The 12884-nt window shown below is 70.6% G+C and carries 9 protein-coding genes; 5 read left to right on the top strand and 4 right to left on the bottom strand.

Features of this window, described 5'->3' with window-relative positions; all coding sequences use genetic code 11:
- The first annotated feature begins 75 nt into the window (after positions 1 to 75).
- The 5 genes from ABZS97_RS29005 (at position 76) to ABZS97_RS29025 (ending at position 6858) form a co-directional block, all read left to right on the top strand.
- On the top strand, positions 76 to 1050 hold the full coding sequence (locus ABZS97_RS29005; RefSeq protein ID WP_356142203.1) for a sugar ABC transporter permease: 975 nt from the start codon (positions 76 to 78) through the stop codon (positions 1048 to 1050).
- Positions 1051 to 1106: 56 nt separating this feature from the next.
- Positions 1107 to 1868, top strand: a complete 762-nt coding sequence (locus tag ABZS97_RS29010; protein ID WP_356142254.1) for a carbohydrate ABC transporter permease — start codon at positions 1107 to 1109, stop codon at positions 1866 to 1868.
- A gap of 67 nt (positions 1869 to 1935) precedes the next feature.
- Entirely contained in the window at positions 1936 to 3705 is a 1770-nt protein-coding gene (locus ABZS97_RS29015) for an RICIN domain-containing protein (protein ID WP_356142205.1), read from the top strand.
- Between the two features lie 132 nt (positions 3706 to 3837).
- Positions 3838 to 5052, top strand: coding sequence for a 4-hydroxybenzoate 3-monooxygenase (locus ABZS97_RS29020; protein ID WP_356142207.1), 1215 nt, complete (start codon positions 3838 to 3840; stop codon positions 5050 to 5052).
- Between the two features lie 147 nt (positions 5053 to 5199).
- On the top strand, positions 5200 to 6858 hold the full coding sequence (locus tag ABZS97_RS29025; protein WP_356142209.1) for a serine/threonine-protein kinase: 1659 nt from the start codon (positions 5200 to 5202) through the stop codon (positions 6856 to 6858).
- A 39-nt stretch (positions 6859 to 6897) separates the two neighbouring features.
- On the opposite strand, the gene ABZS97_RS29030 is transcribed toward ABZS97_RS29025, so the two are convergent.
- The 4 genes from ABZS97_RS29030 to ABZS97_RS29045 form a co-directional block, all read right to left on the bottom strand.
- On the bottom strand, positions 6898 to 10098 hold the full coding sequence (locus ABZS97_RS29030) for an amidohydrolase family protein (protein WP_356142212.1): 3201 nt from the start codon (positions 10096 to 10098) through the stop codon (positions 6898 to 6900).
- 105 nt (positions 10099 to 10203) lie between these two features.
- Complete coding sequence (tgmB, locus tag ABZS97_RS29035; protein WP_356142215.1) at positions 10204 to 11160, bottom strand: ATP-grasp ribosomal peptide maturase; 957 nt, start codon at positions 11158 to 11160, stop codon at positions 10204 to 10206.
- Between the two features lie 15 nt (positions 11161 to 11175).
- Positions 11176 to 11367, bottom strand: coding sequence for a putative ATP-grasp-modified RiPP (gene tgmA, locus ABZS97_RS29040; protein WP_356142217.1), 192 nt, complete (start codon positions 11365 to 11367; stop codon positions 11176 to 11178).
- A 266-nt stretch (positions 11368 to 11633) separates the two neighbouring features.
- Positions 11634 to 12785, bottom strand: a complete 1152-nt coding sequence (locus ABZS97_RS29045; protein WP_356142219.1) for an NAD(P)/FAD-dependent oxidoreductase — start codon at positions 12783 to 12785, stop codon at positions 11634 to 11636.
- Between the last annotated feature and the right edge of the window lie 99 nt (positions 12786 to 12884).

The following is a 12884-nucleotide window of genomic DNA, read 5'->3' on the forward strand; positions in this document are numbered from 1 at the left end:
CGGGGGGCGCCCGCGGGGCGCCGGGGCCCCCGCCCCCGCGTCCCGGCATCTCGCCATCCGTATCCAGGAGTTCGTATGACCCTCGCCCGAGTCGACCGTCCGAAGCGGTCGCCGACCACGGCCCCCGCCACGGACGCCGCCGGCCCGTCCGGCCTGACGGCCCGCCGCCGGCGCCGCAGAAGCCGGCTGACCGCGCTGGCCTTCGTCGCCCCGCTCGTCGCCTACCTCGTCGCTTTCTATGCCTATCCGCTCTACCGCAACCTCGACCTGAGCCTGCGCAACTACACGGTCCGGTCGTTCGTCGACAACGACGCACCGTTCTCCGGCTGGGACAACTTCTCGAAGGTGCTGAGCGATCCGACCTTCTCTCCCGCGCTGCGCAACACGATGGTCTTCACCTTCGTGTCGATCGCGTTCCAGTACGCGGCCGGGCTGGCGCTCGCGGTCTTCTTCAACCGGCACTTCCGGCTGGCGCCCACGCTGCGGGCGCTGTTCCTCATCCCGTGGCTGCTGCCGCTGATCGTGTCGGCGTCGACGTGGTCGTGGATGCTCAACGGCGAGTCCGGTGTGGTCAATTACGCCCTCCACTTCGTGGGCGTGGCCCCCGTCGACTGGCTGACGTCGCCGCACTGGGCGCTCACCTCGGTCATCCTCGCCAACATCTGGATCGGCATCCCGTTCAACCTCGTCATCCTCTACAGCGGGCTGCAGAGCATCCCCGGGGAGCTGTACGAGGCCGCGTCCCTGGACGGGGCGAGCGGCTGGCAGCAGTTCCGGCGGATCACGTTCCCGCTGCTGCGGCCGGTGTCGGCGATCACGCTGCTGTTGGGCCTGGTCTACACACTCAAGGTGTTCGACCTGATCTGGATCATGACCAAGGGTGGCCCCGGCGACTCCTCGTCGACGCTGGCGACCTGGTCGTACCAGCTCGGATTCGGCACGCTGCTGCCCAAGTTCGGCCCGGGAGCGGCCGTCGGCAACGTCCTCATCCTCATCGCCCTCGTCTTCGGTCTGCTCTACATCCGCGTCCAGAGGAGGCAGGAGACGTGAAGTCCCGCGCGAGTTCCCGCCGTTACACCGTCATCGGCGTACTGCTGACCGCGATCATGCTGTTCCCGGTCTACTGGATGCTGAACGTGTCCCTCACCCCGCAGCAGGACATGCGCAAGTCCCCGCCCGACCTGTTCCCGCTGCACCCCACGTTCGAGGGCTACCGGGCCGTGCTCAACGACCAGCTCCCCTACCTCGGAACGAGCCTGCTCATCGGAGTCGGCACGGTCGTGGTCACCCTCGTCCTCGCCGCCCCCGCCGGTTACTCGCTGGCCATGCTGCGGCCGCGCGGAGCCGGCGCACTCGGGCTGGTCCTGCTGATCGCGCAGATGGTCCCCGGCATCGTCATGGCGATGGGCTTCTACGGCATCTTCCTCAACCTCGGCCTGCTGAACGCCTGGTGGGGTCTGATCATCGCCGACTCCACCATCGCCGTACCCTTCGGCGTCATGATCTTCACGGCGTTCATGTCCGGCATCCCGGGCGAGTTGACCGCCGCCGCCCGGATCGACGGCGCGAGCACCTGGCGCACCTTCCGGTCCGTGGTGCTTCCGGTGAGCCGCAACGCGGTGGTCACCGTCTCGCTCTTCAGCTTCCTGTGGGCCTGGTCCGACTTCGTCTTCGCCAACACCCTCGACAGCGGTGGCGACATGCGCCCGATCACCCTCGGCATCTACCACTACATCGGCAACAACAACCAGGAGTGGAACGCGATCATGGCCACCGCCGTCGTCGCGTCCGTGCCCGCAGCCGCGCTCCTCGTCCTCGCCCAGCGTTATGTCGCCGCCGGCGTCACCGCGGGCGCGGTCAAGGACTGACCGTACAGCGCCACTCGTCCCCCCGCTCCACGTCCTTCTTGTCCGCCCCCCTGGGAGAGCCGCACCCATGTCCTTCTCCGCCATCAGAACAAGCCGACGCCGAACGGTCGGCCGTGTCACCGCCACGGCGCTGGCCGCCACGCTGGCCACCGTCACCGCCGCCCTCACCGGTGCACCCGCCGAGGCCGCACCCACCTCGGCCACCACGCTGGTCGTCAACGCCGACCAGACCCTGCGATCGGTCACCCATGTCGCCACGGGCAGCCTCTACGGACTCGCCGACACGAGCACGCCCAGCGACAGCCTCACCCAGGCGCTGAAGCCGAACACCTTCGTGCAGATGGCCCCCGGCGGCAAGCAGTTGCCCAACGGTGAGCCGAAGCCCGCCGGTGATTCCCTGGTCGTCGCGTCCAAGGCCGCCAGGGCCGGCGCCAAGGTCGTCGTCCGGATGCCCGACTGGTACCCGAACTTTCCCTACAAGTGGGTGAGTTGGAGCGACTGGCTGTCCGCCGTCGACACCCAGGTCGCTTCGGTGAAGTCCTCCGGCGCCGGCAACATCAGCGCGTACGAGCTGTGGAACGAGCCCGACTGGACGTGGGACACCACCAACGCCGGTGCCTTCGACGCGGGTTGGGCGCGCACGTTCAAGGAAGTGCGCGCGAAGGACACCTCCACGCCCATCCAGGGGCCCAGTTACTCGTCGTGGAACCAGGGCCAGATGAGCACGTTCCTCACGGACGCCAAGGCGAGCGGCACCGTGCCCGATGTCATCGCCTGGCACGAACTGCAGGGCAGCAGGGACATCGCCGCCCATGTCTCCGCCTACCGCTCCCTGGAGAGCAGCCTCGGCATCAGCCCACGGCCGATCTCCATCGAGGAGTACGCCACGCCCACCGAGATAGGGGTGCCCGGCTCCCTCATCGGCTACGTCGCCAAGTTCGAACGCACCGGCGTCCGCGACGCCGAACTCGCCTTCTGGAACCACTACGGCACCCTCGGCGACACCCTGACCGACACGGGTGGCTCGCCCAACGGCTCGTACTGGCTGTACAAGTGGTACGGCGACATGGCCGGCAACATGCTCACGACCACGCCGCCGGCGCAGACAGGCATCGACGGCGCGGCCTCGCTCACCGGTGACGGCAGGCAGATCAGCGTCATCTTCGGCGGAGGTACCGGCTCAACCGCCGTGAAGGTCAACGGACTCGGTTCCCTGTCGGCGTTCGGCAGCACGGTGCACGTCAAACTGGAGTACACCCCGTCGAAGGGCCGGACCACGGCCGTCGCCTCCCCGTTCACGATCTCGGAGTCCGACTACACGGTCTCCAACGGCTCCATCACCGTCCCCGTCGCCATGAACGCCTCCGACGGCTACCACCTGGTCGTCACCCCCAGCGGCACCTCCACCTCGCTGGCCGGGCGCTACCAGATCACCAACAAGAACAGCGGGCTCGCCCTGGACACCCAGAACGCCGGTACGGCACAGGGCACTTCCGTGGTCCAGGCGACCTCGACCACGGGCACCGACCAGAACTGGACGCTGGTCGCCGCGGGCTCCGGTCTCTACAAGCTCGTCAACCAGAAGAGCGGCCTGCTGCTCGGCATCACCAACGCGGGCACCGGCGACGGCGGTACGGCCCTGATCTGGGGGGACAACGGCACGGCCGACCACCTCTGGCAGGTCATCCCTGCAGGCGGCGGCACCTACAAGATCGCCAACTACAACAGCGGTCTTCTGCTCGGCGTCACCAACATGAGCACGTCGTCCGGCGCACAGGTCCTCCAGTGGAGCGACAACGGCACGGCGGACCACCTGTGGACGCTGACTTCCCGCTGAGGCCACCCGCCTCCAGCTGAGACCGAGGCCCGGGACACCGTTCCCGGGCCTCAGGTGATCCGGCGGCCGCCTGAGCAGCCGTTCTTCATGAGGGAAGACGCCCGGTCGTCGTCGCATCGACATAATGCTCGGATGACCTCCCCCACACCCGCCTCCATACCGGCAGAGCAGGTCCCCGTCGTCATCATCGGCGCCGGACCGGCCGGGCTCACCGTCGCCAACATCCTGCGGGACGCCTCCGTCGACTGCGTGGTCCTGGAGACCGAGAGCAGGACGTTCATCGAACAGCGGCCCCGCGCGGGGTTCATCGAGGAGTGGGCCGTACGAGCTCTCCGACGACGCGGCCTTGCCGACCGCCTCGTGGAGCGCGCGCAGGCCCACCACGAGTGCGAGTTCCGCTTCGAGGGGGCGCGGCACCGGTTCGAGTACGCCAAGCTCTCCGGGGACCGTCATTTCGTCTATCCGCAGCCGCTGTTGGTGACCGACCTGGTGCGCGCGTACGCGGACGCCAAGGAAGGCGACATCCGCTTCGGCGTACGCGATGTGGAAGTGCACGACATCGACACCGACCGTCCCTCGGTGTCGTACACCGATCCGGAGTCGGGTGAACACCGGCGTATCGCCTGCGCGTTCATCGCCGGGTGCGACGGCGCGCGGGGGGTGACCCGCACCTACGTGTCGGCCCATGGGGGCCGCATCGCGCGCCGCGACCACGGGGTCGGCTGGCTGGCCCTGCTCGCCGAGGCGCCGCCGTCCTCCGACTGTGTCGTGTTCGGTATCCATCCGCGCGGATTCGGCGCCCACATGGCCCGCAGCCCCCAGGTCACCCGGTACTACCTCGAGTGCCCGTCGGGCGATGACCCGGCCAACTGGCCGCATGAGCGGGTGTGGTCGGAACTCCACGCCCGGCTGGCCGTGGACGGCACCCCGCCGCTGGCCGAGGGTCCACTGATCGAGAAGCGGGTGCTCGACATGCACAACTACGTCGTCGAGCCGATGGTGTACGGGCGGCTGTTCCTGGCGGGCGATTCCGCCCACCTGGTCGCACCGATCGCGGCGAAGGGCATGAACCTGGCGGTGCACGACGCCCTGTTGCTCGCGGACGCGCTGGTGGCGTACGGCTCGGGCGACGACAGCGGACTGCGCGGCTACTCGGCGGCCTGTCTGCGGCGGGTGTGGGAGTACCAGGAGTTCTCCCAGTGGTTCGCGGAGTTGCTGCACGGCCCCTCGTCGGGCGATCCCTTCCGCGCGGGATCCGCCGGCGCGCGGCTGCGACGGCTCCTCGATGCGCCGGGCGCGGCTGCCGCCTTCGCCGAGTCGTACATCGGCAAGGCGTTCACCGGCTGACGCGGCAACCCGAGCATTCGCAAGCTTGCGCGATTCCGGCTCGGTTACAGGAAATTCGGAGCCGGATTCGCACTTCTTTGAGCACTCAACGTCACGCCCGCCGTACTTCCTGGAAAGGCATGGGCCGGTGCGCAGCGAGGGATGACGATGGTCAAGGTGCAAGTCTCCACGGAAGAGTTGGTTGCCGGAAGATACCGTCTGTTCGAGGTGGTTCACCGGGAAGCGGGACGCCCCGGCTGGCACGGCCAGGACGTCGAGTTCGGGCAGCCCGTCGCCGTGACCCGCTCGCGGCTGCCGGACGACGGACAGGAGGAGACGGCGCACCGCGTCGCGGCCCGGATCCGGCGCGAATCGGAACTCCTCGCGGCGGTCTGCCCCGGCCGGGTCGCCGCGGTCGTCGACGTCATCCATGACAACGGTGTCCTGTGGACGGTCGCGGAGCGCCCGGAAGGGACCCCTCTGGTGGAGCTGCTGCGGCACGGCCCCATGGAGCCGGTCCGTGCGGCCCGTCTCGGGCTCGCCCTGCTCGACGTCCTCGAAGCCGCCCACCGCGAGGGAGTGACGCACGGCGATCTCAGCCCCGGCCAGGTGTACGTCCAGGAGCGGGGCGGTGTCGTCGTGAGTGGCTTCGGACTGCTGGGCGCCACCCCCTCGCCCCGCACCACCGCGCCGTCGTACGCCTCCCCGGAGCAGGCCCGCGGGGAGGACAGCGGGCCGGCCGCGGACCTGTGGACCCTCGGGGCACTCCTGTACGCGATGGTCGAGGGCCGGCCGCTCTTCCGGGACCGCGGCCGCCTTTCGGCCACGCTGCGCGCAGTGGACCGGCTGCCGCTGCGCCCGCCCTTGAACGCCGGACCGCTCGGGCCCGCCATTCAGGGGCTGTTGCGCAGAGACCCGCTGGAACGCGTGCCGGAGCCGATCGTCCGCGCAGCCCTCACGCGCATCCTCCGCGACGACGCAAACGCCGAGACCGGTTCCGACGCCGTCGGCTCGGCGCCCACCACCGCGCTGCCCCTCGTAATGGACAGCTACTCCGCACCCGGCCGGACGGGACGGAGGGGGCGGGCCGTCAGCCGGCCCGTGGTGGTCGGTGTGGCGCTGGTCTTCACCGGGGCCTGCTTCGCGGCCGTCACCGCGGCGGGCGGGCTGCTCGACCGCAGCTCCTCCGCCTCCGATCCCACCGTCTCGCCCTCTTCCCCAGCGTCAGGCAGTCCGGCCCCCGCCCCCACCTCCACCTCCACCGGGCAAAGCGCTGCGCCCGCACCTGCGTCACCGACACCGCGGTCCCCGACCCCGTCCCCGACCCCGACCAGCCCCGCCCCCGAGAAGTCGGCCGGAAAGGGCCTGCCGTCCGGCTTCCACCGCTACGTCGCGCCCCAGGGCTTCTCCATCGGTCTGCCCGACGGCTGGAAGCCCCTGCAGACCCGTACGAGCGATGGCCTCTCCTACCGCGTCACGTTCGGCGCGGCCGGCGACCCGCGCACGCTGGCCGTCACCTACAGCGAACAGCTGGGTCCCGACCCCGTCGCCATCTGGCAGGCACTGGAACCCTCCCTGCGCAGTGAGTCCACCGGCTACGAACGCATCGGCGACATCCGCGCCGTGACCTACCAAGGCCACAAGGCCGCCGACATGGAGTGGCTCTTCGAGTCGGACGGGGTCCAGGAGCGCACGTTCGGCCGCGGTTTCCTCCTCGGCGACCACCGGGGCTACTCGCTGCGCTGGACGACCCCTGCCGACGACTGGAACACGGCCGGGAACCAGCAGGCGCTGGACGTCTTCCTCGAGTCCTTCCAGGGGACCTAGAAAGGCGCCCAGCGGCCGCTGAACCCAGGGAGGTATGCCTCAGCTGCCGGCGTCGCAGCAGCCGTCCCGCCGCATCAGCCGTCCGACGTCGAGCCAGTCGTCGTGCGCAGCCTGCGCGCGCCGCGTCGACGGCTCGAACGCCGCCACCAACTCCTGTGTCTCATAAGGAGTTCCGCCCCTGAGCACGGACACCGTCCGCACCAGGGTGTCGAAGTCCTCGAAGGGGTCGCCGTCGACGATCGTCACGTCCGCGAGCCTGCCCGGCTGCACGGTGCCGAGGTGCCGGTCGAGGCCGAACAGCCGGGCCGGCAGCACCGTCGCGGTACGCAGCGCGGCCGCCGGTGACAGTCCCCCGCGGTGCAGCGCGCGCAGGCCCAGGTGCAGTGACAGCCCGACGGGCACGAGCGGCTGGTCCGTGCCGAGGGCGACGAGCCCGCCCGCGGCCAGCACGCGCCGGGAGATGTCGGTCTCCGTGCGCAGGGTGGCGAGTTGGGCCGCAGTCGGCGCCGTCCCGGCCGACTGCCGTACGGCGGCGGTGTCCCACGGCGGCATCACCACGGTGACCCGTGGGTCGTCCGCGAGCCCGGGATCCGCGCCGATCAGGGGTGCCGAGTTGAACGGCGTGGCGATGAGCGCGAAGTTCACACCGTGGGCGCTGTAGATCTCCAGTACGTCCTCGTAGGCACGCCCGGACGCCGTCGTCGCGTGCCCGGACTCGGCTCGCTGGGTGGCTTGCAGATGGGTCGTCAGGTCCTGGCCGACCTGGACGCCCGGCGACAGCAGGTGGCCGCCCGAGCGCACCCCGAGGCGCTCGTGCGCGAACCGTGCCGCCTCCTCCATCACCCAACTCGGGGCCCGTACATAGGTTTTCACGAAGTCCCAGTCGAGTGCGGCGCCGCGTTCGAGCGAGCGGCGCAGCCCCTCCCTGGTGCGATGGGCGCGGCCCATGCTGTACGCGACGCGGGAGCCGTCGAGGAGTTCGCCGGTGGTCAGCAGCCGGGGCCCGGCGAGTTGCCCGGTGGCCACCGCCTCCCGGATGCGGGCCTGTTCGTAGGCGAAGCCGCCCAGGGACACGGCGGTGGTGATGCCGTACGTCAGCTGGCCGACGGTCTGCCGCCCGCCGTAGGTGCTCTGCCACGGGTGGGTGTGCGTGTCCCACAGTCCCGGGATGACGGTCCGCTGGGAGGCGTCGATCCTGCGGAGCGCACCCCTGCCGCGGGCGCGGTGCGGTTCGACGGCGGTGATGCGTCCCGCGCGGACGACGATGTCGACGTCGTCGCGCACGTTCTCGCCGGTGCCGTCCCACAGCCGTCCGGCGTGCACCATGGTGTCGGCGGGGGCGGGCCTGTGCTGGTCCAGCGGCACGCGTACGGTGCGGGCGGCGCCGCCGTCGACGCCGATCAGCCGTAGCCGGCCGCCCGACAGATACAGCAGCGTCTTCGCGTCCCCTGACCAGGTGGGGTGGTCGGCCGGTTCGTCGGTGAGGGTGCGCAGCGCTCCGCGCGGGGTGCCGTCGGGGGCGACGGGCAGCAGACAGAGCGCGGATTCCACGACTACGGCCATCCAGCGGCCGTCGGGCGACCAGACGGGCCCGGAGTCGTACCGGTCGGCGATGCTGACGTGGGGTGCGACGGCGTGCAGACGGTCGGTTCCGGTCGTGGTGTCGACGATCCGGATGAGGTTGTAGCCCTCGCGGAAGCGGAGGTTGAGGCGGCCGCGGTCGCACAGGGCGAGGTAGCGGCCGTCCGGCGACCAGCTCGGCCGGCCCGGAAGGCCGCCCCCGCCGAGGGGCGTGAGGAGGACGCGTTCCTCGCCGGTCGCCAGATCGCGGACCACGAGCCGGCCGGTCATGTCGAGGCAGGCGAGCCGGGTCGCGTCGGGCGAGAGCGCCGGATGCACCCGGCCGCCCGTCGCGAGCGGGGTCTCGTCGCCCGTGGCGAGATCGCGCCGGTACACGCCGAGCAGTCCGTCGCGGTCGTCGGCGTACAGCAGGGACCGTCCGTCCCGCGCCCACACCGGTGCGAGCAGATAGCGGGTGAGCGCGGACTGCCGCAGCCGCTCGGGCGGGCGCCCGCCCGAAGTGCCCGCGAGCCACAGTGAGTTGAGGGCGGCGAACGCGATGTGCCGGCCGTCGGGGGACAGCGCGGGCAGATGGATGCCGCGCACCGGCCGCACGCGCTCCTCGCCGAGGTCGTACTCCTTGAGCCGGTATGCCGGCCGCTCCACGGGCAGCGCTCCCTCGAAGGGGACCGTCTCCGTCCGCCCCGGCTCCTGCGGCCGTACGAGGGTGAAGTGGCCGTCCACCGTGAGCAGGAGTTCGCCCGCTTCCGTCCATCGTGGGGGCACGGGGGCGATGTCCCCGGCGACGGTCACGGGTGTGCCGTCGACGACGAGCGTGCAGGAGCCGTTCGGGGCCGCCGTGGTCCGCAGATAGGCGAGGCGTCTGCCGTCCGGCGCCGGCGCCGGGGTCATGACCTGCGCCGCCTGGGTCTCGGTGTGCTCGACGGTGACCGGGCCGGGGCCGTCGGCCGGGACGGCGGCGACGGTGCGGGCGTCCACGCCGAGCCCGAACGGGGTGGTGACGGCCTTGGCACGGACGAAGAGAATCCGTCGCCCGTCCGGCGCCCAGGCCGGGTCGAAGTCCTCCCACGGCCCGTCCTGGAGGGGACCGTCCTGCCCGGACAGCCCCGTGACGCGGGTCAGTTCACCGGTTTCGAGATCAAGGACGTGAATGCGGTACGGGCTTCCCGTCACCGGATCCCCGCCGCGTTCGGAGGCGAAGGCGAGGCGGGTGCCGTCCGGCGACCAGGCCGGGCCGCGGTCGTCCCACGGGCCGTCGGTGCGCTGCCGTACGTCCGATCCGTCGGGGCGCATGGTCCACACATGGAAGCCGCCGCCCTGGTAGGCGCAGAACGCGATGAGCTTGCCGTCCGGCGCGTGCACGGGCCGGTTCGGTTCGAGGCCCGCCGGGGTGAGGGGCACGGCCTTGCCTCCGGTGCGCGGCAGCGACCACAGGACGTTCTGGACCTCGGCGATCAGCCGGTCGCCGCCCGGTGCGAGCGTCGCCGAGCCGTTGGTCGCTTCGGTGAAGGACAGGGAGAGCCCGGCTCGGGTCCGTGCCGTGGCCGGTGCGGTGCCGAGAGCTGTGGCGGCGCCGGTGGCGCCTGCCACGGCGAGCAGTTGACGTCGGGAGAGGGACAAGGGCTGGGACAGAGCGGTGCTGCTGCGGTCACGGTCCATGACACAGCACGCTTGCGTATCGCAAAGCCCGTGAGCAACACCCCTTTCACGCCAAACGGGTTGGATCTCGCCTGGTCCGCGTCGCCCCCCGCCGGCGACGGGCCGTCAGGCCCTGCGTTCCGGCGAACGGCGGTCGGCCCGCCGCTGCGCCAGCCAGAGGGCGACCTCCTCGGCGATGGGTTGCCCGGTCTCCAGTTCGACGAAGCCGAACTGCCCGCCCTGGTTGCCCTCCAGGAACCACCAGACGCCGTCCTCGTCCTCCGCGAAGTCGAAGGCGGCGTAGGCGAGCCCGGCCAGGGCCAGGTACTCGTGGACCGATCGCGCGATGCGGTCGGGCACCACCGCGATCTCCCACATGTGACCCGTGTCGCCGAAGCGCCCGTCCACCTGCCCGGGTCCGGCAGCCTTGCGGGCCGCGAACATACGGGGGCCTATACAGGTCAGCCGGATGTCCGCGCGCTTGGGGATGTACTGCTGGAGCAGCGCCGGACCCGCGGCGACACCGGAGAAGTCCGCGTCGGGGCCGATCAGGGTGGTCGGCAGGGCCACCGGCGGGTCGCCGGGCGGTGGCCCCGAAGCGGACTTCACCACCACGTCGCGGTACTCCTCCACGAACTGCTGAGCCACTTTCGGGGCCGTGGTGATGACGGTGGGCGGCACCGCGAAGCCGCTGCGCTGAGCGACCCTCAACTGCCACGGCTTGTGGCGGGCTTGTTCGGCGCGGCGCGGGTGGTTCATCCACCGCGTCGACGCGGAGTAGAGCATCCCGAACAGCGCCTGCCCCGTCTCGGCGGTGAGCCAGGGCGAGGGCTCCGGCGCGTGGGCCGCCGGCTCGCCCGGCCGACGCAGCCAGACGGACCGCAGGCCGCCCATGCTGAGCACATGCCCGTTGACCGACAGATAGCCGTCGAAGTCACCGTGGGCGTAGTCGGCGGAGAGCACCGCTTTGCCGGGCAGGTCGGCCGGGTCAAGGCGCACGACGGGCACGCCCCGCTCGTACAGTTTCGCCACCACCATGTCGGCGGTGACGTCCTGTTCCGCCGTGAGAATCAGTACGGTCATGCGCGCGCGAGGCCGTCAGTCGTCGAAGTGCGTCTGGGAGCCTGCGGTGGACGTCGTGGTACCGGCGGCCATGAGAAGCGCGCGGTCACTGACGGCCGGGCGGCCGTCGTCCAGCACGTTCAGTTGCAGCGAGGCGTCGTAGTGGTAGGGGGTGGGTACGGCCGACTGCCCTTGAGGCAAGGCGTAGTTGAGGGTGAACGGTCGCACGAAAGAACCTCCCGTTGTCTTACGATGCTCTGCACTCACCCTTACGTGTCACGACCGTAAGCAATTCATCACTTTCCGACACATCGGGGTGAAGGTCATCACATCGCGTCGCTTCAAGCTTGCTGGTTTCTGGCGTCTTTTCTTGTCTGTCTGCTTTGTTCCCGCGCCCGTCGGCTCCGTTCCGGCCAAAGCTTCGGCCAATGCTTCATTCTCCGTAACGTAAACGCCGTCCTTACCCAGGAGAGTTCCCGCGAAGTGCTCTCGCATTAGTCGATGGCGCCGGCGACGTGGTGACCGGCCATCAGGTCGACCAGAGCCTGTGAGGCGTCCGGACCGAAGCACAGGTCGAGGCTGGCCGCGGAGTCGGCCGCCGCTGACTCACTGCGCGGGAAGAGCGCCAACTCGTAGGCGGCCAGCGCCGTTTCGATGTCGCCGGGATGCGCGGCGAAGGCGGTGGCGAGTTCGGCCCCGTCGAGCATGGCGAGATTGGCGCCCTCGCCCGCGAACGGGGACATCAGGTGGGCGGCGTCGCCGAGCAGGGTGACACCGGGGACACGCTCCCAGCGGTGGCCGACGGGCAGGGCGTGGATCGGCCGCGGCACGAGCGGACCGTCGGCTTCGGAGACGAGAACGCGCAGTCGCTTGTCCCAGTCGTCGAAGTGCGCGAGGAGACTCGCCTTGGCCGCTTCGGTGTCGGTGAAGTCGATGCCCGAAGTCGCCCAGTCCGCCGGTGTTTTGAGGGCGGCGTAGACATGCAGGGAACCGTCGGTGTCGCGGTGCGCGAGGAATCCCTTCTCGTCCGAGAGCGCGAAGAGCATGCCGCCTCCGACGACACCGGCGGCTTCGGGGTGCCGGATGTCGGCGTCGAGCAGGCTCAGTTCGACCATGGAGAGGCCCGAGTACGCCGGGACGGCGCCGGAGACAAGTGGGCGCACCTTCGACCAGGCACCGTCGGCACCGATCAGCAGGTCGGTGGTGAAGGTCTCCCCGTCGGCGAGCGTCACCTCGTGCCGGCCGTCGATGAGCGTGCGTGCACCGGTGACCTTCGCTCCCCAGCGGACGGTGCCCTCGGGCAGCGAGTCGAGCAGGATGTCACGCAGCGCGCCGCGCGAGACCTCGGGCCGCTCGCCGTCCTCGCCGTCGTTCTCCATCAGGACGGTGGCGTCCTTGTCGAGGATGCGGGTGGCCTCGCCGCCGGCGTGGACGATGGCACGGAACTCCTCGAAGAGGCCGGCGGCCCGCAGCGCGGCCTGCCCGGACTCCACGTGCATGTCGAGCATGCCGCCCTGGGCACGAGCGGCCGGTGAGGCGTCCAGGTCGAACACGGCGGCTCGGATGCCGTTGACGTGCAGGACACGGGCGAGGGCGAGGCCGCCGAGACCGGCGCCGATCACGGCTATGGGGTGATGAGACGTCATGGCGTGCACCTTTCGGATGAGGAAGAGGAGGTGAAGGTGGAGGTGGAGGGGTTCTGCAGCGCGAACTCCTGGGGCAGGCCACAAGAGCGGACGTTGGTG

It is taken from the genome of Streptomyces sp. NPDC005485 (assembly GCF_040606085.1).
Classification (GTDB): Bacteria; Actinomycetota; Actinomycetes; order Streptomycetales; family Streptomycetaceae; genus Streptomyces.

Bases quoted from the DNA above. Each gene is read 5' to 3' on its own strand.
- ABZS97_RS29005 (WP_356142203.1), top strand. From the start codon at position 76: ATGACCCTCGCCCGAGTCGACCGTCCGAAGCGGTCGCCGACCACGGCC.
- ABZS97_RS29010 (WP_356142254.1), top strand. From the start codon at position 1,107: ATGCTGTTCCCGGTCTACTGGATGCTGAACGTGTCCCTCACCCCGCAG.
- ABZS97_RS29015 (WP_356142205.1), top strand. From the start codon at position 1,936: ATGTCCTTCTCCGCCATCAGAACAAGCCGACGCCGAACGGTCGGCCGT.
- ABZS97_RS29020 (WP_356142207.1), top strand. From the start codon at position 3,838: ATGACCTCCCCCACACCCGCCTCCATACCGGCAGAGCAGGTCCCCGTC.
- ABZS97_RS29025 (WP_356142209.1), top strand. From the start codon at position 5,200: ATGGTCAAGGTGCAAGTCTCCACGGAAGAGTTGGTTGCCGGAAGATAC.
- ABZS97_RS29030 (WP_356142212.1), bottom strand. From the start codon at position 10,098: ATGGACCGTGACCGCAGCAGCACCGCTCTGTCCCAGCCCTTGTCCCTC.
- tgmB (WP_356142215.1), bottom strand. From the start codon at position 11,160: ATGACCGTACTGATTCTCACGGCGGAACAGGACGTCACCGCCGACATG.
- ABZS97_RS29045 (WP_356142219.1), bottom strand. From the start codon at position 12,785: ATGACGTCTCATCACCCCATAGCCGTGATCGGCGCCGGTCTCGGCGGC.